Annotated in this window: 20 protein-coding genes; 7 read left to right on the plus strand and 13 right to left on the minus strand. The window is 67.4% G+C overall.

What is annotated here, in order from left to right; translation table 11 throughout:
• Window positions 1-24 precede the first annotated feature (24 nt).
• Window positions 25-1,737, plus strand: a complete 1,713-nt coding sequence (locus KL788_RS01175; RefSeq protein WP_293167729.1) for a hypothetical protein — start codon at window positions 25-27, stop codon at window positions 1,735-1,737.
• Window positions 1,738-1,830: 93 nt separating this feature from the next.
• Here KL788_RS01175 and KL788_RS01180 read toward each other — a convergent pair whose 3' ends face one another.
• Both KL788_RS01180 and rpsO read right to left on the minus strand, forming a co-directional pair.
• Window positions 1,831-3,423, minus strand: a complete 1,593-nt coding sequence (locus KL788_RS01180; RefSeq protein WP_293167731.1) for a cell wall-binding repeat-containing protein — start codon at window positions 3,421-3,423, stop codon at window positions 1,831-1,833.
• 284 nt (window positions 3,424-3,707) lie between these two features.
• Window positions 3,708-3,977: a 30S ribosomal protein S15 gene (rpsO, locus tag KL788_RS01185; protein ID WP_293167733.1), complete on the minus strand. Its 270-nt coding sequence runs from the start codon at window positions 3,975-3,977 to the stop codon at window positions 3,708-3,710.
• 189 nt (window positions 3,978-4,166) lie between these two features.
• Between rpsO and KL788_RS01190 the strand changes: the two genes are divergently transcribed.
• Window positions 4,167-4,559: an HsmA family protein gene (locus KL788_RS01190; protein WP_293167735.1), complete on the plus strand. Its 393-nt coding sequence runs from the start codon at window positions 4,167-4,169 to the stop codon at window positions 4,557-4,559.
• A 5-nt stretch (window positions 4,560-4,564) separates the two neighbouring features.
• Window positions 4,565-4,993 carry an OsmC family protein gene (locus tag KL788_RS01195; RefSeq protein WP_293167737.1) on the plus strand — a complete coding sequence of 143 codons (429 nt, stop codon included), beginning with the start codon at window positions 4,565-4,567 and terminating at the stop codon, window positions 4,991-4,993.
• Here the strand turns inward: KL788_RS01195 and KL788_RS01200 are convergent, their stop codons facing one another.
• A complete protein-coding gene (locus KL788_RS01200) occupies window positions 4,994-5,917 on the minus strand; it encodes an NADP-dependent oxidoreductase (protein ID WP_293167738.1) in 924 nt (307 codons plus the stop codon).
• An 80-nt stretch (window positions 5,918-5,997) separates the two neighbouring features.
• Here KL788_RS01200 and KL788_RS01205 point away from each other — a divergent pair, with 80 nt between their 5' ends.
• Together KL788_RS01205 and KL788_RS01210 are read left to right on the plus strand one after the other, a co-directional pair.
• Window positions 5,998-6,462 carry a pyridoxamine 5'-phosphate oxidase family protein gene (locus KL788_RS01205; protein ID WP_293167739.1) on the plus strand — a complete coding sequence of 155 codons (465 nt, stop codon included), beginning with the start codon at window positions 5,998-6,000 and terminating at the stop codon, window positions 6,460-6,462.
• 58 nt (window positions 6,463-6,520) lie between these two features.
• Window positions 6,521-7,102: an HdeD family acid-resistance protein gene (locus KL788_RS01210; RefSeq protein WP_293167740.1), complete on the plus strand. Its 582-nt coding sequence runs from the start codon at window positions 6,521-6,523 to the stop codon at window positions 7,100-7,102.
• A 15-nt stretch (window positions 7,103-7,117) separates the two neighbouring features.
• Here the strand turns inward: KL788_RS01210 and KL788_RS01215 are convergent, their stop codons facing one another.
• The 5 genes from KL788_RS01215 to KL788_RS01235 all read right to left on the minus strand — a co-directional run bounded on the left by KL788_RS01215 (window position 7,118) and on the right by KL788_RS01235 (window position 10,666).
• Window positions 7,118-7,906: an anti-sigma factor gene (locus KL788_RS01215; RefSeq protein WP_293167741.1), complete on the minus strand. Its 789-nt coding sequence runs from the start codon at window positions 7,904-7,906 to the stop codon at window positions 7,118-7,120.
• Window positions 7,890-8,450, minus strand: a complete 561-nt coding sequence (locus KL788_RS01220; protein WP_293167743.1) for an RNA polymerase sigma factor — start codon at window positions 8,448-8,450, stop codon at window positions 7,890-7,892. Before KL788_RS01220 ends, KL788_RS01215 begins: the two co-directional genes overlap by 17 nt.
• 77 nt (window positions 8,451-8,527) lie before the next feature.
• Entirely contained in the window at window positions 8,528-9,154 is a 627-nt protein-coding gene (locus tag KL788_RS01225; RefSeq protein WP_293167745.1) for a class F sortase, read from the minus strand.
• Between the two features lie 25 nt (window positions 9,155-9,179).
• Window positions 9,180-10,016 (minus strand): DUF4397 domain-containing protein, encoded by an 837-nt coding sequence (locus KL788_RS01230; RefSeq protein ID WP_293167747.1) that lies wholly within the window; start codon window positions 10,014-10,016, stop codon window positions 9,180-9,182.
• Window positions 10,017-10,168: 152 nt separating this feature from the next.
• Window positions 10,169-10,666, minus strand: coding sequence for a hypothetical protein (locus tag KL788_RS01235; RefSeq protein WP_293167749.1), 498 nt, complete (start codon window positions 10,664-10,666; stop codon window positions 10,169-10,171).
• 363 nt (window positions 10,667-11,029) lie between these two features.
• Between KL788_RS01235 and KL788_RS01240 the strand changes: the two genes are divergently transcribed.
• Window positions 11,030-12,094 (plus strand): hypothetical protein, encoded by a 1,065-nt coding sequence (locus tag KL788_RS01240; protein ID WP_293167751.1) that lies wholly within the window; start codon window positions 11,030-11,032, stop codon window positions 12,092-12,094.
• Between the two features lie 19 nt (window positions 12,095-12,113).
• On the opposite strand, the gene KL788_RS01245 is transcribed toward KL788_RS01240, so the two are convergent.
• Window positions 12,114-13,361 carry a PrsW family intramembrane metalloprotease gene (locus KL788_RS01245; protein WP_293167753.1) on the minus strand — a complete coding sequence of 416 codons (1,248 nt, stop codon included), beginning with the start codon at window positions 13,359-13,361 and terminating at the stop codon, window positions 12,114-12,116.
• A 95-nt stretch (window positions 13,362-13,456) separates the two neighbouring features.
• On the opposite strand from KL788_RS01245, the gene KL788_RS01250 reads away from it, so the two are divergent.
• Window positions 13,457-15,001, plus strand: a complete 1,545-nt coding sequence (locus KL788_RS01250; protein ID WP_293167755.1) for an AlkA N-terminal domain-containing protein — start codon at window positions 13,457-13,459, stop codon at window positions 14,999-15,001.
• On the opposite strand, the gene KL788_RS01255 is transcribed toward KL788_RS01250, so the two are convergent.
• From KL788_RS01255 to cydB, 4 genes are all read right to left on the minus strand, one after another.
• Window positions 14,940-16,373 carry an aspartate ammonia-lyase gene (locus tag KL788_RS01255; protein ID WP_428846102.1) on the minus strand — a complete coding sequence of 478 codons (1,434 nt, stop codon included), beginning with the start codon at window positions 16,371-16,373 and terminating at the stop codon, window positions 14,940-14,942. The genes KL788_RS01250 and KL788_RS01255 overlap by 62 nt on opposite strands.
• A 180-nt stretch (window positions 16,374-16,553) precedes the next feature.
• Window positions 16,554-18,254 (minus strand): thiol reductant ABC exporter subunit CydC, encoded by a 1,701-nt coding sequence (cydC, locus tag KL788_RS01260; protein WP_293167757.1) that lies wholly within the window; start codon window positions 18,252-18,254, stop codon window positions 16,554-16,556.
• Window positions 18,251-19,945 (minus strand): thiol reductant ABC exporter subunit CydD, encoded by a 1,695-nt coding sequence (cydD, locus tag KL788_RS01265; protein WP_293167759.1) that lies wholly within the window; start codon window positions 19,943-19,945, stop codon window positions 18,251-18,253. Before cydD ends, cydC begins: the two co-directional genes overlap by 4 nt.
• A 17-nt stretch (window positions 19,946-19,962) precedes the next feature.
• Window positions 19,963-20,982: a cytochrome d ubiquinol oxidase subunit II gene (gene cydB, locus KL788_RS01270; protein ID WP_293167761.1), complete on the minus strand. Its 1,020-nt coding sequence runs from the start codon at window positions 20,980-20,982 to the stop codon at window positions 19,963-19,965.
• Window positions 20,983-21,000 lie beyond the last annotated feature (18 nt).

Genomic DNA, 21,000 nt, shown 5'->3' on the forward strand with positions numbered 1-21,000 from the left:
GCGCGGCGCGGTCTGGCGCCTCGCATGAGCGACGGTCGTTGGCTGCCCCCGGAGCCGATCGAGCCGCTGCAGCCCACCCCGTCGGCCGTTGACCAGCGCCGAGTCGCGGCGCCCTGGTCCGAGCCCGGGCAGGCGCCTGCTCTGCATGCACGCACGGGATCTGCGTGGACCGCTCGGCGCAAGTGGGCGCTCGGCATCGGGATCGCTTCAGCGGTGCTCGGCGTCTTCGCTGCGATCGGAGCCGCGGGCGCCGGGATCTACACCGCGTTCATCGCCCCGCTCACGTCATACGTCGAGCCGCTACCTCTGCTCGAGGGCGAGCCGGGCAGCCCTCGACCACTGGAGGCCACCGACTGCCCAGACCCTTGCTACACCGAAGACCATCAGTGGGAGGCCAAGCTCGACGCAGCCGACTTCGAAGCGCTGGGCACCCCTGTTGTGCGTGATCCCTCGGGCACCTTCTTCGACTCGACGCCGAGAGAGCAGTACGACAACACGGTGGAGTATTGGCGAGCGAATGGCTACTCGCCCGATCAGTGTGCCTTCACCGGCACCGAGAGCCCTGTCGCCACCGTGATCGGATCGCCTCCGTCGAGCGGCGATCCGATCTACTGGCTCACGAGCTTCGAGAGTGACGACGGCATCTCGATAGCCACCCGCGCCATGCGGCTGTTCCCCACCGCCGCGGCCGCGCAAGAGCATCTTGAACTGCAGCACCGACTTCTCGCGATGTGCGACGGCTACGGGTATTCCGACGACGAACGGGGCTGGGTCAGCATCGTCACTCCGATGCCCGCGCTGGAGATTCCGCCCGTCGTCGCCGCTGTCGGCTGGACAGAATCGCTCGACGGTTTCGGGCGCTACTACGTGGTCGACGTGCTGCGCTCGAATGTCGTGGTGCGCCTTCTCGTCTGGACCAACAACTCGATCACGGAGGAGTCGTTTCGAACGCTGGCCACCACGATGGCCGTCGACATGTCGGAATGGCCGGAAGTGGCGGGTGGACTGGGGTTCATCGATGGGCCGGGCCAGCCTGAGACAGGTTTCCAGCCCGAGACTGGCGGCACGCAGGAACCGCGCTTGGCGTGCACCGGCGACTGCTTCACGGCCGAGCAGGCGCTGTCGCTGGCTCCCAGCACGGCCGACCTCGCGGCACTAGGCCTCACTGCCGTCGGCCCCGCGGGCCCTGTGGCGACGGAGGCCGGACCAGCGCTCGATGCCAGACAGCTCATCGAGACCTCGAACGCGCAGTGCCGCTTCGCGCTCGGGGTGGAGCCGGTCGTGCGGGGAAATCCACGAGTCGACTCGGGCTCGCGCATCGACGAGCTCGTCGATCTCGGCAGGTACGAGCGCTCGGGAACGAGCATGCGCGTCGTCGCGCGTGTGTTCGAGAACCCAGGCAGGGCAGAGGCCTACGCGGCCGCGGCTCAGTATGCGCTGAGTCTCTGCTCGCGTCAGCTGATCGTCACCCCGCAAGGCGACGTCGAGGTGACGATGCTTCCGGCTCAGATCACGGGCTATGACTCGATCGACGACCCCATCGTGCCGAACAGGCCGACGACGCACTTCGGCTGGCAGCATGACGGCGGTCGCACCGACCGGGGGCACGACCTACAGCACGGCAACCTTGTCGTGCGGGTCGTCATCGAGTCGAACGGGTCAGACTCTCTCGATGAGCAAGAGATCGCTGGCCTGCTGCTGCCCCTGATCAAGCGGCTCGAAGCTCTCGAACCTTAGGCAGAGCATCCCGGAAAACCACGAAGGCGACCATCCGACTTCTCGGCTACGGCTTTCGGAGAAGACGCTCGCACTGTCTCTCGAACGACGCGATCAGCAGCTCGTCAAGGCAGCCACTCGGCTCGACAGCACGCCGGTGCCGCCGAGGAGCGTGACCTGGGCGGGATCGAGCCCCGAGGGCCCGAGTTCGCTCAGCACCTCCGCAGGCACGCACGTCGGGGGTACCAGGAACAACGCCGCGTTTCGCGCTCCTGCAAGGGCAGCCCCTGCGAGTGCGTCGGCGAATCCTGTTCCTGTCGCGAAATATGCCGTACCGGAGGTCTTGGATCCGGTTCCGTTGATCAAGAGGGATGTCGCGTAGCGATCGGCCCCGCCCAACCGCGTCACCGAAGTCGGCCCAAATGCAGTCTGCAACTGGGTGGCGATACCTGCCGAGACTGATCCCGTGCCACCAGCGATGATGAACTCGGTCGCGCCGCTCGAGGTCAACCATGAGAGTTGAGTGGTCGAGAGACTGGAGGCGTTGCCGTCAACGAGCACGACAGGCCAGTCCAGTCCGCCTGCCGATGCTGCCGCTGCCAGGGCATCGGCATAGTTGCGGCCCGTCGCAATGAACGCGCCATCGAAACCCGTCGGGAACGCATCATCGACGAGCAGTCTGGCGGTCGCGTAGCGATCAGCACCACCCATGCGGCGCACTACGGGCGCGAGCGCCTCGAGCTGAGTCTGCACGGTAGCGGAGACGACGCCTGTTCCGCCAGCAATCACGATCTGGCCGGGTTGGAACCGCTGAATCTCTGCGATCACCGCAGGCGGGAGGGAGTTCGAAGGGGTCAAGAGCAACGGACTATTGAACTTCGCCGCGAGCGCGGCGGCGGCCAGGGCATCCGGATAATTGGTCCCGCCGGCGATGTACAAGATGGCTCCCGGGTCACCGTTCGCTGTGGTGAACTCGCCCGATATCGCCACTGCGGTCGCGTATCGATCGTCGCCCGACAGGCGACCAACCGTGATCGGACCGAGCACCGACATCTCTGCGGCAACCGACTCCGACTGGTTGTTGGAGAGCACGATGTTCTGCGCGCCCGGCTCATTCTTGGCCTGCGAGTGATACATCGTGCGGTAATCCGTTGCGCCGATGTCGAAGTAGCGGAGCCGGTACTGACCGGGCTGAAGGTTCTCGATGCTCCACTCACCTGTCGCGTCCAGCGCCACGAACACGCTGCTGCTGTACAGCCAAGTGCCGAAGCCGTTGTTCGCGAGGATGTCGACGAGGAGGTACCAGTTGTCGCTGGGACCGTTCTCGCCGGTGACGGTGCCGCTGATCGTCACTCCCGTTACGACTTCGATGTCGTCTAACGTCTCGGTTGCGCTCTCCGCGACAGGAAAGGTTTCGGACGATTGGCGTGTGGGCTTGTAGTCCCAGCAGACGTCGGCGTGGACGGGGCTCGCCACATCGCCATCGACGCAGACCTTGTAGTCACCCGCCGCAAGGCCGACGAACTCGTAGGCGCCGAATTCGTTGGTCACCGCCGTGTCGACCGACTCATTGGTCGAATCGAACAGCGTGACAGTCGAATTCAGCACCGGGGCACCACCGGGAAAGAAGGTCACAACGCCCTGGACGACGGCGTCATCGACGGCCTGCGCAGGTGCTGCCGGAATCAGCAGTGCTGCTCCGGCCACGACGCTCGTCGCAAACCCGGCCCAGCGGGATCGCCTCTTCCTCGATGTCGCGTGCACGGCGGGCGTCGTCAGTCTCGTCATCGTCAGCTTCTCTCATCGGGATGTGAGGCCGACTCTAGGTCTGGCCCACCATCGAGCACCATCGCCAAATTTGCCTAGAGGGATCGCCGCAGTTCTGGCTCGATGAGCGGCCACAGACCACGAAGGCCGCCACCCGATTGTTCGGAGGCGGCCTTCGCAGAAGAAGTTCGCGGTGTCGATCGACGACGCGCTAACGCACAGGGTTAGCGGCGCAGTCCCAGTCGCTCGATCAGCGAGCGGTAGCGCTCGATGTCGATATCGGCCAGGTAGCCCAGCAGACGGCGACGCTGCCCGACGAGCAGCAGCAGGCCACGACGTGAGTGGTGGTCGTGCTTGTGCTCTTTCAGGTGCTCGGTGAGGTCTTTGATGCGACGCGTGAGCATCGCCACCTGAACCTCAGGGGAGCCCGTGTCACCGGGGTGGGTTGCGTATTCGTCGATGATCGCCTTCTTGACGTCTGATTCCAGTGCCATAGAGGGACCCCCTTCTGTGCTCGTTGCGCGGTGCCCGCAGCAGGATGCTCGAGCTCTCTTTATCCGCGGCCGTTAGACGGCAACCTTCAAATGCTACCAGGGGCTCGAACTGGCTGGAGCCGCGGGACCTTCGTCCTGACTGTGCTCCCGGCGCTCGCGAGATCGACGAACCCCCCGCAGACTGGCCTCATGCTGCTGCCCGCGATCATCCTCATCACTCTGGCCCTCGTCTTCTACACGATCGGCGTCTGGGCCGAGCGCGCCCAGAAAGTGCTCAAGCCCTGGCACACCGTCTTCTTCGGGCTGGGGCTCGCGGCCGACGCGAGCGGCACCTACCTCATGAGCCTCATCGCCGACGCGAACAGGGCGGCGGGGGTCGAGCCCAGCATCCTGAACCAGGTCATGGCCGTCAGCGGACTCGTGGCACTCATTCTCATGGCGGTGCACTTCGCGTGGGCGGTCGTCGTTCTCGTGCGCGGTCGTGAGGCCGAGCTGCACCGCTTTCACCGCTTCTCGGTGATCGTGTGGGCGATCTGGCTCGTGCCCTACATCACCGGTGCACTCGGTTCGAGTCTGGGCTGAACGCGATGACCACCCCGCCCCTCACCTATTCGGTCACGGCCCGCGCAGATGCTGACGGCGGCATGCTGCGCGCGGTGGGCGACGACCTCGCCCTTGAGACTCGATGGCAGCCGGATGCTCCCTCGACGCATCCCGGCCCCGCCGAGTTGCTCGCCGCAGCCTTCGCCGCCTGCCTGCTCAAGAACGTCGCGCGCTCGAGCGTGATGCTGCCGTTCGCCTACGAGAGTGCCAACGTGACGGTGACGATGCATCGACAGGATGCTCCCCCGCGGTTCACCGCGATCGAGTACTCGCTGCACCTCGTCTCGGCCGAGCCCGCGCACCGCGTCGAGCTGCTGCACCGCAACCTGCAGAAGTTCGGGACGGTCTACAACACGCTCGCCGCCGTGTGCGACGTCTCGGGTGATGTGACGACGAGCCCGCCCTCCTTGTGATCAGTCGGCTGTGAGCACGACCTTGCCGCGCAGGTGGCCCGCTTCGAGAAACTCGAAGGCTGCGCGCACCTCGCTGAGGGGGAAGGTCGCCGCGATCGGAACGTCGAGAGCGCCGTCGGCGACGAGGGCTGCGAGGGCATCCAGCGTGGGCGGATGCACAGCGCCACGCCCCACATTGCGCACCCCGTAGACGGTCGCATCAGTCGCGATGGTGTTGATGCGCTCCGACGGCACGTCGAGGGCGAGTGCTGCCTCGATCGTCTCGGGTCCGTGCTGGTCGAACACCGCGGTGATGCCCTCGGGTGCCGCGGCGGCGAGGCGATCGGCGAGTCCGTTGCCGTAGAGCACCGGCTCGACGCCGCGCGACTGCAGCCACTCGTGGTTCGCGGCGCTCGCCGTGCCGATCACGCGGATGCCGCGCAGGGCGGCGAGCTGTGCCAGCATGCCGCCGACGCCGCCCGCCGCGGCACTGACGACGATCACGTCGCCGGCCCGCAGCTGCTGCGACTCGAGGGCATCCCACGCGGTCTGGCCCGCGAGGGCGAGCCCGGCGGCGACCTCGAGCGGCACCGCCTCGGGCACGCGCGCGATCACCGTCGCCGGAGCGACCACGTAGTCGGCAAACGCACCCTGCGGAATCGAACCGAAGACGGCATCGCCCACCGAGAAGTCGCCGATGTCGCTGCCGAGCTGCTCGATCACGCCCGAGAATTCTCGACCCACCCAGACCGGCAACGGAAGCTGCATGCGCGATCGACCGGCTCGCAGCTTGGCGTCGACGGGGTTCAGGCCCGCGGCGACGAAGCGCACCACAACCTCACCGTTACCGGGTGCGCCTACCGGGCGTTCGGCGAACTGCAGCACCTCGGTGCCGCCGTGCTCGTGGTAGACGATGGCCCGGCCTTGCAGTGGTGCGGAGATCATGGCGTCAGCGTATCGAGACGACGGTGATCGACGTGTTCAGGACCTTCGGCCCTACTCTGCCCCGCCCTCTTGCCACTGAGATGGAGGACATCATCGGCGGCGTTGACGAGAAGGGCGGAATCATGGTCATGGGATTCGGAGGCATCGTCGAACTGAGCCCGTCGGCCTGCTGGCAACTGCTGCGCGAGAACACGCTCGGACGCATAGCGGTGACGGCCGCGGGCACGGTCGACATCTTTCCGATCAACTACGCGGTCGACGACGAGACCATCGTGTTTCGCACCGCGCCGGGTACGAAGCTGCTCGAACTCGCCATCAACGACCGCGTCGCGTTCGAGATCGATCACCACGACGAGCACGAGGCATGGAGCATTGTGGTCAAGGGCATCGCCGAGCGCATGGAGCGGCAGAGCGAGATGGATGCGGCAGAAGAACTGGGCCTCGCACCGTGGATTCCGACCCTCAAGTACCGCTGGGTGCGCATTCACCCCACCGAGGTCACCGGCCGCCGATTCGCTCTAGGGCCCGAGCCCGCGCGCGTCTAGGCTGACCTCGAGGCAGGGCGGCAGGCTCTGCCCACCACACTCGAAAGCAGGAAGAACCATGGCGTCATCCACTTCTGCCCCCTCGCCGCTCGCGCTCGAGCGCGGTTTCGTCATCGCCTCGGCGATCACGGCCATCGTGCTCGGCATCGTTGCACTCATCTGGCCCGGGGCTACTCTGCTCACCGTCGCGCTGCTGTTCGGCGCGTTCCTCGTCGTGAGCGGCATCTTCCGGCTCGTCATCGCCTTCACGAGCGACAACCTCGGCACGGGGCTGCGCTGGCTCGTCGGCATTCTCGGCGCCCTCGTCGTGGTCGCGGGCGTGTTCGCTCTCGCGAATCCGCTGCTCTCGCTCGAGATTCTCGCTTACGTCATCGCCTTCGGCTGGATCTTCGACGGTGTCGCCGCGATCGCCGCCGGCGTGCGCGGCGAGTCGGCGACGCCGCGCTGGCTCGCCATCGTCTCGGGTGTCATCTCGATCATCGCCGGTGGCGTCATGCTCTTCCTGCCCGCTCTCGGAATCGCCACGCTCGTACTCGTCGGCGGCTGGATCCTCATCGCGATCGGCATTGCGACGTTCTTCTCGCTGCCGTCGAAGAAAGCTCCTGCCGCGACGACTCCGGTCGAGACGTCGAACGCCTAGCTCGAACTCGAGTCGCTAGACGTCGAGGGCCCCGCGCACGATGGAGTCTCCTGAGTGCGTGGGGTCTCCATCCACCGGCTCGGCGCTGATGTCGACCACCGAGTAGCGATCGAGATCGACCGACGCGGGAATCAAGAATTCTCCGGTCGGGCCCGACAGCAGACCAAGGCTGATGAGGCCGTCGACGTTCTCCGTCAGCAGCCAGACCTCGCGCACGAGCGTGTCGTCGACCTCGGCATCGAGCGCGACTCTCATCACGCGCTGGCCGTCGACGAGCTCAGCCACCGTCGCCTGGCCGCTCGACCCCGACCACGCCGGAAGCGCGTCGAGCTGCGCGGCAGCGAGCGTGACGCCCATGTCTCGCGGGGCTCCCGCGCTCCACGTCACCACGAGTGCGGCGACGAGAGCGGCCGCGGCAGCTGAGGCAAGAACCGGGGCGATGAAGCGCCGGATGCCCGCACGGCGCTCGCGCACCGCATCAAGCCGTACGGGCTCGGCGAGAGCGGGTGCCGCACCGTCGGTCTGCGCCGTCATCACTGCGGCCGTCGTCACTGTGCCGCGGGGCGGCACGAGGTCGGGCGAGAGGGCGAGCTCTGCGCGAATCGACCGCCAGACATGCGCTGGCGCGGCGTGCAGTTCGTTCTCACCGACAGTCGATCGGGCCACCGAGACCGTCGAGCGCAGGGCGTCGATCTCGCGTCGGCACGACTCGCACGAGGCGAGGTGGCCCGCGCGACGATCGTCGGGCATCGGTTCGCCGAGCGCGGCGAGTGCCGCCGTATCAGCATCAAGATGCGGGTCCATGGCTCACCTCCAGTCTGTTTCTCAGTCTGCTCAGACTTCGTCTGATGTGCGATTTCACGGTGCCGACCGGCATGTCGAGCCGTTCGGCAATCTGCGTGTGGGTCAAGTCGTCATAGAACGCGAGGTGCACGACCGTGCGCGGCACCGGGTCGAGCTGAGCGATCTCGTCAGCGATGAGCAACCGGTCGGCCAGGTCGACCTCGGCGCTCGGTGCGACCTCGTCAGGGGCGACTGCCGCAGCCTGCGCGGTCAACTGCCGTTCGCGCGTGCGCGCCTGGTGAGCATCCGCCACCATGTTGCGAGTGATGCCGACCAGCCACGCAGAGATCGACGCGCGTTCGGGATCGAAGCGCTCGCGACCGCGCCATGCCGCCACGAAGACCTTCTGCGTCACGTCTTCAGCGTCGGTGGCGTGACCCAGTGACCGCAGCGCCAAGGAGTACACCAGCGACGACCACTCACCGTAGATCGCCGCGAGGGCGGTCTCGTCGCCGTCGGCGAACCGACGACCTAGCTCGGTCGCGTCGTCGATAGTCGTAGACACCGGTGATGACCGCCCTCGGCTCGATGACCCCCGGATGCTCCCTGCATCCGTCGGCGCCATCGTAGCTGTCGAGGCTGTCATGTCACCTTCTCGGCCGTCACGATGTAGTTGTCGTCATAGCTGCCCACCCGCGGGTCGTACTCTCCCCCGCAGGTGATGAGAATGAGTCGCGGATCGCCTGCTGTGGAGAAGTAGGTCGCCCACGGCACCACGCCCTTGTCGAGACGTTCCACCGACACGACGCGGTACACGTGCACCTCACCCGATGCGTCGATGATTGACGCCTCGGTTCCGACGTCGAGCGACCTCAGGCGGGAGAAGGGACCGAGCCCCTCGCCGATGGCGTCGACGTGCGCGGCCAGCACCGTGGCTCCGGCCGGGCTGTTCGGGGCTGCAGCGTACTCGTACCAGCCGGCCCGGAAAGGGCTGACCGGCAGGCTCATGTCGCCGTTGGGCTCCAGCCCTTTGGTGTCGACCCGCATGTCGAGATCGATAGCCCCGACGATCAATCTCGTCGGAGCAGACTTGACCGTGGTCAGTAGCTCAGAGCTCGACACGAACTCGTCGGTGCGAGAGGTGCGGAAGGGATCGAATTCGGCCGACCCGCGTTCGCGCTCGAGAGGCTCTGCGGGGGCACTGCACCCGGTAACGAGCAGCAGGCCGACGAAGGCCAGAACTACCGCCTTCGTCGACCTGCTGCTCATGATGATTCGCGTCACGCTTTCGCGATCAGCGCTGCTCTGCCGTCATGCGGCGGGCGACGATGACGCCACCCGCGATCAGCAGGGCGAGAAGAGCCGCACCGCCAGCGATCAGGCCGGTCGAGCCAGCACCGTTCTCAGCAGCCAGACCCGCGGAGCCCGCGGGAACGCCGGCCGGCGAGTCAGCGATGGTGAACAGCACGACGCCGAAGCTGTCGTCGCTCTGCGGGCCGAAGGCGTGGATGAAGTAGTGCGTGCCCGCCGCCAGAGCCGTGTCGGGCAGGTCGATGGCGACCGAGTCATCCGCGGCCACCTGCACCTGGATGTCGTAGGTGCCAGCAGGAACCGACGTGGTGCCGGCCTGCGTGTTGGTGACACCAGCGAACAGGACCGTGTCGGGCAGGGCGACGACGTTCACAGCCGGCGCGTTGGCGGTGTGGCGAACCGTGACGCTCGCGTTGCCCGCACCGACCGAGCTCAGGTCGTTCACGAACGGCGTGAGGATGGGGTCACCCGAGGTGTTGGGGTGAGCCACGAGGCTGTACGAGGTGGCCGCGGCCACATCGACACCGCCGGCACCCGTGCCGAAGAGTCCGTCACCGGGAGTGATGGTGGTGTCGGCCGAGTCGGCGGCGATGTCGATCACGTAGTTGCCAGCCGGCACGTCGACCAGCGGCTCGACGTCACCGGGCGCGAACGCGTCGATGGCGAGGTCGCCGTTGATGAAGACGTCGACGGTCACGCCGGGGAAAGCGTGCACGACCCAGACATCGGCCGTGGTGCTGCTGAGGGCGTTCGCCGGAGCGGCGACGCCGACGGTGGCGAGGGCGGCGACGCCCAGCCCCGCGAGAATACGGTTGCGCATGGTTCCTCCTTGGTAGGTCTCCCGAGGGAGTGATCCCCTCTCGGGGCGTCAGGCGGAAGTGCCTTCACTCACTACTTCTGGCCGGGAGGCCGATTCGGATGCGCTGCAACCTGGCAGAAGCCTGGCAGCTTGCCGAGTCGAAGCTGGTGACGTCAGACGAGCACGAGGTTGAGGCCGCCGACCGTGACGACGAGACCCGCGACCCAGAGCACGAGATTGACACCGCCGGCGGCGAGCCCCGCCACGGCGAGCGGACGACCGTGGGTGATGCCGTTGGCGGTCTCGCGGATGCCGCGAACGCCCATGATCGCGCACACCGTCAGCAGGGCCGCGTTGCCGACGAAGACGAGCGCGAGCACGGTGAGCACCGGCGCCCACGCACCTTGCACATCACCTGCCTCGATGCGCGCGAGTGCGGCGACGCCGAGTTGCGACGACACCAGGTTGCCCACTATCGAGACCGCAAGCGGCGCAACGCCGACCACGAGCGCCCAGGTCGCCGCTGTACTGCGGGTCAGCACCCGCGCGCTGCGGCGCTGCGGTTCGATGCGGGCGGGCACCACAGACTGCGCAGGCTCGGGCTCAACGGTCGGCAGCGCAACAGGCTCGACCGGCATCGTCGCTCGAGCATCCACGCTCTCGAACTGCACGGCGGCGCCGCACCGAGTGCAGAATCGTGCCCCCTCGCGCAACGGAGCAGTGCAGGCAGCGCAAGTCGGCATCGTGTGCGTCACCCTTCGCGGTTCGCGTCACGCCGCGGCGATCAGTGGTGGGCCGCCCGTCGGTATGCAGGTCGGTCGCTGGCCAGGGTAGCAAGGGCGCGCACCGCGCGGTCTCCCCCCATCGGGGGCTGTGTCTTCGACGAGTTGCTGCCGGGTCTTGCCAAACCGAAACCGCGAGGCGCACACTGGTGTCAGGTCAACTCGCCGCCCAGGTGCGCCGGAGGCATCGCCCCGCCACTGGGCGGCGAGTCTGTTCTGGGGCGGCGCTCGCTGCCATGGCAGGCTGAGCGGGTGGACCGCACGATCGACTACACGCCGCTCTTCGTGCCCGTCGCGCGCGACGAGGTCGTGCAGTTTCGTACTGATGCGACGCGCGTGTCGGCGGTGGGATCAGCCGAGCAAGTGAGGGCCATCATCACCTGGATTCTCGGTGTGGTCATCGCCTTCACGATGGTCATCACCGTGCTCGTCCCGATGCTGGTCGCGCTCGGAACGCTTGCTACAGGATCCGGCGACCTCGTCGACGTCGTGCTGCTGATTCCCGGCATCGCGATCTTCGCCATCGGCGCAGTACTGGGCGTGCGAGCGTTACGGCGCTCACGCGGTGTCTGGGAGCAGCGCCTGCGCATGACCCGGTTCGCCCTCGCGAACGGTCTCGTCTATGAACCGCGAAGCCCCGCGCCCTCCTACCCCGGGGCGATCTTCGGGCTCGGATCGTCGCGTGCCGTCACCGACCACTTCCGCACCGCAGAAGGGCGGTTCATCGACTTCGGCACCTATAGCTATGTCACGGGCAGCGGTAAGAACCGAACGACCCACCGCTGGGGGTTCTTGGCGATGCAGCTCGACCGGGCCCTGCCGCACATGGTGCTCGATTCGCGCGCGAACAACGGCCTCTTCGGCAGCACCACCCTTCCCACGACCTTCCGCCGTGATCAGGTGCTCTCGCTCGAGGGCGACTTCGACCGCTACTTCACCCTCTATTGCCCGCGCGAGTACGAGCGCGATGCACTCTATGTCTTCACCCCTGACCTGATGGCACTCGCCATCGACGAAGCGGCGCCCTTCGACCTCGAAATCGTCGACGAATGGCTCTTCGTCTACTCGACGGCGCCCTTTCCGCTCGCCGATGCCGCGACGTATCAGCGGTTGCTGCGCATCGTGTCGACGGTCGGCGCGAAAGCTCTGTCGCAGACCGACCGCTACGTCGACGAGCGCATCGGTGAGTTCTCGGCGAACCTCGTCGCCCCGCGCGGGCGTCGTCTCGAGCGCGGTTTTCCGTGGGGCGTCGTCGCCGTGGGTGCTGTGGTCGTGGTCTTCTGGGTGGGGCAGTTCGCCCTGCGTTCCGTTTTCTGATGACGGAGCACGCCGGTGCTTACGCCGTCGGCGCCGGACCCCGGAGCGTATGCCGCGATGCAGCGACTCTCTGCAGAAGCACTGCCTCGTCTGACTGGGAACCGATCGAGTCGCGGTCGCCGAGAATGCGCTGGCGTGCGTAGGCGAGACTCGTCGCATCACGAATGAAGTCGCGCATGACGGGCGCCACACCGTGAGCCTTCGCCCAGCGCTTCGCATCGCGACGGCCTGTCGGGCTCGAGAGCATGGCCACTTCTTGCTCGTGGAACCAACCGACCGCGGCATACTCGCCCAGTCGTTCGCGGATGATGCGCTGCTCTTGGCGCCTCAACTGAGACACGAGCCAGACAGCGACCACGAACAGCGGCACCTGCACGAGCAGGTAGTACCCGTAGAAGTCACTGATGAAGAAGAGCACGCCGTTCCAGAAGGCGTGCAGTAGCACCGCCGGAATCAGGCCGATGCCGAACGCGACCACCCCGCGCCACCGACCGGGCCTCTGCGCCGCGAACCCGATGGCGGCACCGATGAAGGCCGTGAACATGACGTGCGCGAAGGGTGACATGAGGCCGCGGATGAAGAAGACCTCGACCGTGCTCGCTCCGCCGGCAGCGAGCTCGCTGCCGAAGTAGAGAATGTTTTCGGTGAAGGCGAACCCGCCCGCCACCCAGGCGCTGTAGACGATGCCGTCGACGGGGCCGTCGAAGTGCCGTCGCACGGCGAAGAAGAGCAGCAGCACGCCGAGGCCCTTACCCACCTCTTCGACGATGGGGGCCTGAATCGCGGCGCCAAAGAACTCGGCACCGAAGTCGCCGAGGCCCGCTGCTGCGATGACGTTCTGAATCTCAGCATCCACCGCAAGTGCGATGAATACGCTCATGCCCGCGCCCCACAGAAAAGCGAAAACAAGGGCACCGCGCGGTTCGGGCTCCCATCGGTCGATCCAGCGGATGCCCCAGAACACGATGCCGAGCGGCACGAGAGCGAGCACGCCACCGATGATGACGCCGGCTGCCCCCAGGCCGACGAACAGATAGGCGAGTACGAAAAGCAGCGATAGCGCCACGATGATGTAGCCGATGACGGATGCGACCACGAGACCAGGGCTCGCGCGTCGCGTCGTCGGCAGGCCCGCCTGCGCGGTCTGGGTCTCGAGCCGCACCTCGTTCGGGGCGGCATGCAGGGCGGGCGCGCTCGATACCCCGGTTGCCGTGGCGCTGTAGTCGGGAGTAGCGCTCGACGGCGTAGCGCCTGAAGGGTCGGTCATGGGTGAAACTGTAGTGCTCGGGCTGCCGTTCGGGTCAGCGCAGCAATGTCTGATTTCCGCTGGCGTGTCGGCTCGGCGCCTGACACGCTGGCCGCATGGGCCTCGATCACGACCGCTGCTACCGCGCGCTGTCGGCGCGTGACGCCCGCTTCGACGGCCAGTTCATCGCCGGTGTGCACTCCACGGGCATCTACTGTCGCCCGAGCTGCCCCGCCGCGACACCGCGACCCCACAATGTGCGGTTCTACCCGACCGCGGCTGCGGCGCATGAAGCAGGCTTGCGGGCCTGCAAGCGGTGTCAGCCCGATGCGCTGCCCGGGAATCCTGATTGGAACCTCCGCGACGACCTGGCCGGGCGCGCCATGCGCCTCATTCTCGACGGAGTAGTGGAGCGCGAGGGTGTGGCTGGCCTGGCTTCACAGCTCGGCTACAGCAGCCGACACCTGGCACGAGTTCTCGCTGACGAGCTCGGCGCTGGCCCACTGGCTCTCGCCCGAGCGCATCGCGCCGAGTCGGCACGAGCACTGCTCGCCGCGACCGACCTGCCGGTGTCGCACGTCGCGTTCGCTGCCGGGTTCGCGAGCATAAGACAGTTCAACGACACGATGCGCGAGGTCTACGACCTGACGCCCAGCGAGCTGCGCACTCTGGCGCGCCGAAGTCGACAGGGCCGTCGAACGGGGCCGAGCATCGAGGGCACGACGGTGTCGGTGCGCCTGGCAGCACGGCCTCCGTTCGATGGCGAGGGAGTGCTGCGCTACTTCGCCGATCACGCGATCACCGGCGTCGAGCGCATCAACCTCGACGAGGGCAGCATCGAGCGGCTGCTGCCCTTGCCCGGGGGCGAGGCGTTCGTGCGCGTCGTGCTCGATCGTTCACGACCCGGCGTGCGAGTGAGTGCCCGGCTCGCGACGCTCAGCGACCTGCAGCCACTCACCGCCCGCGTGCGACGGTGGTTCGACCTCGATGCAGACTCGCCCGCGATCGATGAGCAGTTGCGCGAGCATGCGCTGTTGGCACCCCTCGTGCATGCCGCGCCGGGCATCCGGATTCCTGGCTCAGTCGATGCCTCAGAGACCCTGCTGCGCACGATGGTCGGTCAGCAGATCTCGCTTGCCGCCGCGCGCACGGTGCTCGGTCGGCTGGCTGCCGAGTTGGATGCCGCGTCGCGGGCGGTGCGCCCCCCGGAAGGCTTGACGAGTTTCCCCTCCCCCGCCGTCGTGGCCGAGCACGGACTCTCGGTGCTGCGAGGGCCGCGCACCCGGGTGCTGGCGATTCACCGTGCAGCCAGCGCTCTTGCCTCGGGCGAGCTGCGCCTCGACGTAGGACTGACGTCAGGCGAACTGCGATCGAGGCTCGTCGACCTCGACGGGGTGGGACCGTGGACGGCCGACTACGTCACGATGCGCGTGCTCGGATCACCCGACCTGCTACTCAGCACCGACCTCGTGCTCTTGCGCACGCTGCGGGCGCGCCGAGCGGCACAGAGCGCGCGCGAGGCGGCTCGACTGGGCGAGCAGTGGGCACCGTGGCGGTCGTACGCAACGCTGCATCTCTGGCGCGCGGCACCCCCAGCACTCAGTTCTCGGGCGCGACCATCGGCAACGGAATCGCCCCTGTTGCCGGCACGACACCGCTGAGGCGCTCAGGCGAGAGCAGTTTGGCGATCTCTGCCTCGGTCATGAGGCCTCGCTCGATCACGAGCTGGCGCACGGGCACCTTCGTCGACAGCGCCTCGTAGGCGAGAGCAGCCGACTCTTGATAGCCGAGATAGGGGGTCAACGCGGTCACGACGCCGACACTAGCTTCGACCATCTCGGCCAGCCGCTCTTCGTTGGCGGTGATGCCGTCGATGCAGTTGATGCGCAGGGTTCGGCAGGCATTCGACATCCATGCCAACGACTGCATGATGCTCGTCGCGATGACGGGCTCGAAGGCGTTGAGCTGCAACTGACCGCCCTCGACCGCGGCCGTGACCGTCGCGTCGGCGCCGATGATCGAGAACGCGACCTGGTTGACCACTTCAGGAATCACTGGGTTGACCTTGCCGGGCATGATCGAGCTGCCCGCTTGCCGCGGCGGCAGATTGATCTCGCCGAAGCCTGCCTGCGGCCCGCTCGAGAGCAACCGCAGATCGTTGCAGATCTTCGAGAGCTTCACGGCCGCCCGCTTGAGCGTGCCCGACACCGTCATGAAGATGCCGGTGTCGCTCGTCGCCTCGATGAGGTCGGGCGAGGTGACCATCGCGTGACCCGAGATCTCACTGAGGTGGCGCCGCACCGCCTCGGCGTAGCGCGGGTCGGCGGTGATGCCCGTGCCGATCGCCGTCGCCCCCATGTTGATCTCGTTGAGCCACGGAATGATCTCGCTCAGCCGCTCTTGGTCTTCGCCGAGTGTCGTCGCGAACCCACGAAACTCTTGCCCCAGAGTCATCGGCACGGCGTCTTGCATTTGCGTGCGCCCGACCTTCAGAATCTGCGCGAACTCTTGCCCCTTCGCTGCGAACGAGTCGATGAGAAGGCGGTGCTCGGCGAGCAGGCTCTCGAGGCTGAACACCATAGCGAGCTTGATGGCGGTCGGGTACACGTCGTTCGTCGACTGGCTGCGGTTGACGTGGTCGTTCGGATGGAAGTTCGCGTAGTCGCCCTTCTGCTCGCCCATGAGCTCGAGGCAGCGGTTGGCAATGATCTCGTTTGTGCACATGTTCGTGCTCGTGCCCGCGCCGCCCTGCAGCACGCCGAGTACGAACTGGTCGTGCAAGTGCCCGTCGATGATCTCGCTGCAGACCTGATCGATGAGGTCGGCGCGCTCGGCGCGCAACACTCCGATCTCTTTGTTGGCCCGCGCTGCCGCCTGCTTGACCATCGCGAGGGCGACGATCAAGTTCGGGTGGTTCGAGAGAGCGCGTCGCGTGATCGGAAAGTTCTCGAGAGCGCGCGCGGTGTGGATGCCCCAATAGGCGTCGGCAGGAATGGGCATCTCACCGAGACTGTCGCGCTCGATGCGCATCATTCGAGGCGCCTCGGGGTCTTCGTCGAGACCCGGTCGGTAGACCGGAACGCCGTCGTCGCTGGTCATGAAGCTCGGGCCCGGGCCGGTGGTGCGCACCATGCTGAATGTCCTCTTCCTTGAGGGTCGATGTCGTGGCGGTGGCGCGCCCAGCCTAGCGGCGTCGGTCGAAGCTCGGCGCGCTCACGCGCGGGGCGCGGCCAGATGCAGGCGCGACGTCGCGAGTCGGTCGGCGACGGGGGTGTGCGAGATCACGATGATCGCGCGATCCGGAGCGGCGGCGGCGCCGAGCAGCTCGTCGAGCAGCGATTCGGCGCGATCAGGATCGACGTTCGCGGTCGGCTCATCGAGCACGAGCACGGGCGCATCGGTCAGCAGAGCGCGAGCCAGGGCAATGCGCTGCGCCTCGCCGCCACTCACGAGCCGGCCCCGTTCGCCGACCAGCGCATCCAAACCCCCTCGGGCGTGGCACCACTCACCCAGCCCCACGCGCTCGAGCACACCGAGCAGTTCGTCGTCGGTGGCGGTATCGCGCGCGAACAGCAGATTCTGGCGAATGCCGTCATCGAACAAGTGCGGGCTCTGCTCGCACAGCACGACGTGCCGACGCACGTCGTCCGGGTGCATCGTGCGCGCATCGATCCCGCCGAGCAGGTATTCGCCCTCGTGGTCGAGAAAGCGCACGAGCACGTGCGCGAGGGTCGTCTTGCCCACTCCGCTCGATCCTTCGACGACAAGCCGGTCACCCGGCCTGAGGTCGAGATCGACCTCAGAGAGCGCGGGGTGCGGCTCTCCCGGCCAGCGCGCCGTGACTCCGCGCAGTCGAACACTGAGCGGCCCCTCGGGAACGGCCGCCGGGTTCGTGGGCGCCGTCGGCAGTTCGGAGGGAGTGGTCGCCGGCACGACGGACGCGATGCGGTCGGCGCTCGCCCGCACTCGCCACCATGCAGAGAGGGCTGCGGGCAGCCCTGCCACCAGTTCGAACACCGCGAGCGGCACGAGCACGAGCAGCACGAACACGGGCGCCGTGATCGACCCGCTCGCGAACGCCGGCTCGGTGGCCACGAGCACCGCGAGAAGGGTCGCCCCGGCACCGAGGGTGAAGAGTGCCGCAACACTGCCTGCTGCGGCCGACTGACGCGTCTGCGCGCTACGAAGCTGGGCATCGAGTGCTGCGACACGCTCGCGGCGTTCGACATCGGCTCCGAATGCGCGCAAGGTTTCCCAGCGGGTCAGGTACTCGAGCACGGCGTCGGCGAGCTGACCGCGCAGCGGAGCGATGCGGGCGTCGGCGTCACGACTCAGCGCTGCCATCACCGCAGCCGCCGCGGCGGTCGTGATGGCAAGGCCCGCGAGCACGGCGAAACCCGCCGCCGGCGAGACCCACCAGATTCCGACGACGGCGAGTGAGCTGACCACGAGGGCGGTGACCATCGGCTGCAGCACTCGCAAGGGCAGATCTTGCAGGGCGTCGACGTCGCGCACGAGCGCGGTGAGCAGGTCGCCGCGACGCACCCCCTTCAGCCCATCAGGCGCGACGGGCAGAAGCCTGCGAAAGACGCTGACGCGCAAGGTGCCGAGCGCACGAAACGCTGCGTCGTGAGCGACGAGCCGCTCGAGGTACCGAAACACGGCGCGGCCGAGAGCGAAGGCGCGCACGCCGACGATCGCGAACCCGAGGAAGAGAATGGGCGGCTGCTCGGCCGCACGCGCGATGAGCCACGAACTCGTGGCAAGCAGGGCGACGGCCGAGCCGCTCGCGAGCACGCCCAGCGCAAGAGCCGGCCAGAAGGCGCGGATCGGCGGCAGGGATGCTCGCAGAACGGGCCGCCGCGTGGCGCGGTCGACCGTGCCCGCGCCGTCGCGCTCGACGCTCGCGCTCATCGTCGACCCCCGGCTGTGTCGAGTGGCTGCGGCACGGCGCCGACACTGCGGGCGTCGGCAACGGGCGGGTCGGAGGGTGCGCCGAAGGCGAGCACAGCATCCGCCGCCGCCATCACGGCACGGCGATGCGTGACCACCACGACGAGGCGGCCGTCGTCGGCGAGAGATCGCAGACCGGCGATGATGCGGGCCTCGGTCTCGGCGTCGAGAGCGGAGGTCGGCTCATCGAGCAGCACGACACGACTCGATCGGGCGACGGCGCGGTAGTGAGCCCGCGCGAGCGCGACGCGCTGCGCCTGACCGCCCGAAAGCCCCTCACCGGCCGCGCCGAGAACGGTATCGCGGGGCACATCGTCGGCGGCAGCCCACTGGAGCGACCGGTTCACGAGCTCAGCATCGACCGCCGGGGCACCCAGCGCGACGACACCGTCGAGTGACCCACTCGTGAGGTCGGGGCGCTGCCCGGCCCAGGCGATGCGCGATGCGCGATCGGCGGCCGCGACGAGCGCACCGTCGAACTCGATCTCACCCTCGGCATCGACGAGACCGAGTACAGCGCCGATCAGAGAGGTCTTGCCCGCACCGCTCGGCCCGGTGATCGCGAGTACCGTGCCGGGCATCCACTCGCCCGACAGCCGGTCGACGACCACCCGGTCGCCGCGACGAACAGTCAGGTCGCGAACCCGCAGTGCGGGGACCGTCGCATCAGCCGGCGGTCGCACCGTGACCAGCGTTTCCCCCGACGAGGAGGTCGACCCCTGAGCGGTGTCGAGAAGCGTGAGCACGTCGTCAGCCGCCGCGATCCCTTCGCTCGCCGCATGGAACTGAGCGCCGACCTGCCGCAGGGGCAGGTACGCCTCGGGAACGAGGATGAGCACGAAGAGGCCGAGGGCGAGCCCGATGTCGCCGTCGATGAGGCGGATACCCACCGACACGGCGACGAGCGCGACCGAGAGGCTCGCAGCAAGCTCGAGCGTGAAGCCCGAGAGAAACGACAGCCGCAGCACCGACATCGTGCGCCGCCGGTACCCTTCGGTGACCTCGGCGATGCGATCTGTCTGCCGGTGGTGACGGCCGAACACCATGAGCGTCGACAGACCCTGCACGACCTCGAGAAAGCCCTGCGCCAGGGCGCCGAGCTGCTGCCACTGGCGACGCTGCACCGCTTGCGTGGCCATGCCGATGAGCGCCATGAAGACCGGGATGATCGGCAGCGTCACGATCACCGTGATGCCGGTGACGAGATCGGCGAAAAGCAGTGCGAGCACGACGAGCGGAGTCGCGACGGCCGTGAGAATGAGCTGCGGCAGGTACTTGCCGATGTAGCCGTCCATCGCGTCGAGGCCCTGCCCGAGCAGAGTGGCAACTCGCGCGCTCGAGGTAGCGCCCAGCAAAGACTGACCTCCCGCATCCACCGCATTGATCACACGGCTGCGCAGCTGGCTCTTGACGATCGCCGCACCGCGCACGGCGAGCGCGTCGAGCAGCGCCTGCGTGGAGGCACGCACCACGATGCTGATGGCCGTCGCGATGATCGGCTGGCCCAGCTGCGCGACGGGTACGCCGTCGATGACGCCGACGATCGACTGCGCCGCGAACCAGCAGAACGCGATGATGCTGATCGTGTGCACCGCGGCAACGGCCGCGCCGGCCGCCAGCAGAGTGCGGGCGGCCGACGCGGTGCGCAGCAAGCGCGGGTCGAGCGGCTTCAGTGCGCTGCCGCCACGGGAATCGACGAGCGGGTGATCCGTCGACGGAATACCCAGTACGTGAAGCCTTGGTAGGCGAGCACGAGCGGCAGCATGATGACGGCCACCCAGGTCATCACCTCGAGAGTGTATTGCGAGCTCGAGGCGTTGGCGATCGTCAGGCTGTAGGCCGGATCGATCGTCGAGGGCATCACGTTCGGATACAGCGCGGCAAGGATGCTGCCGACCGCGAACGTGATCGTCGCGGCCATGAGGCCGAATGCCCACTTCTCAGCCCCGGCCCGATTGGCGATCCACGAGCCGATGAGGGCGACCGCGGCGGCGGCGGCGAGCGACACGAGCACCGGGAGGTGCGCCACGTCGAGATGCTGGATGACCGTCCAGACCAGGAACGACGCGGCGACCACGATCGTCACGAGGCCGGAGCGGACGGCAAGCGAGCGTGCTCGCTCCCGTAGCTCGCCGTCGGTCTTGAGAGCGACGAACTGCACCCCGTGCGTGAAGAAGAGCAGCAGGGTCGTGAGGCCGCCGAGCAACCCGTAGGGATTGAGCAGATCGAAGAGGGTTCCGACGTAGGTGCCGGTCTCGTCGATCGCGACGCCCTGGATGATGTTCGCGAACGCCACACCCCAGAGCAGGGCCGGAACCGCTGAACCGACGATGATCATCCAGTCGAACCAGCTCTTCCACTGCTCTGAGCGGCCGAGCCTGCGGTACTCGAACGAGACACCGCGTGCGATGAGCGCGAGCAGAATGAGCAGCAGGGCCAGGTAGAAGCCGTCGAACAAGGTCGCGTACCAGTACGGGAAGGCCGCGAACAACGACGCGCCGGCCACGATGAGCCACGTCTCGTTGAGATCCCACACCGGCCCGATCGTGTTGATCATGACGCGCTTGTCGGTGTCGTCCTTCGCGAGGAACGGCAAGGCCATTCCCACTCCGAAGTCGAAGCCGTCGAGCACGAAATAGCCGATGAAAAAGAACCCGACGATGAGGAACCAGAGCACTGCGAGATCCATGATGTGTGCTTCCTTGAC

It is taken from the genome of Microcella sp. (genome assembly GCF_019739195.1).
Lineage (GTDB): Bacteria > Actinomycetota > Actinomycetes > Actinomycetales > Microbacteriaceae > Microcella.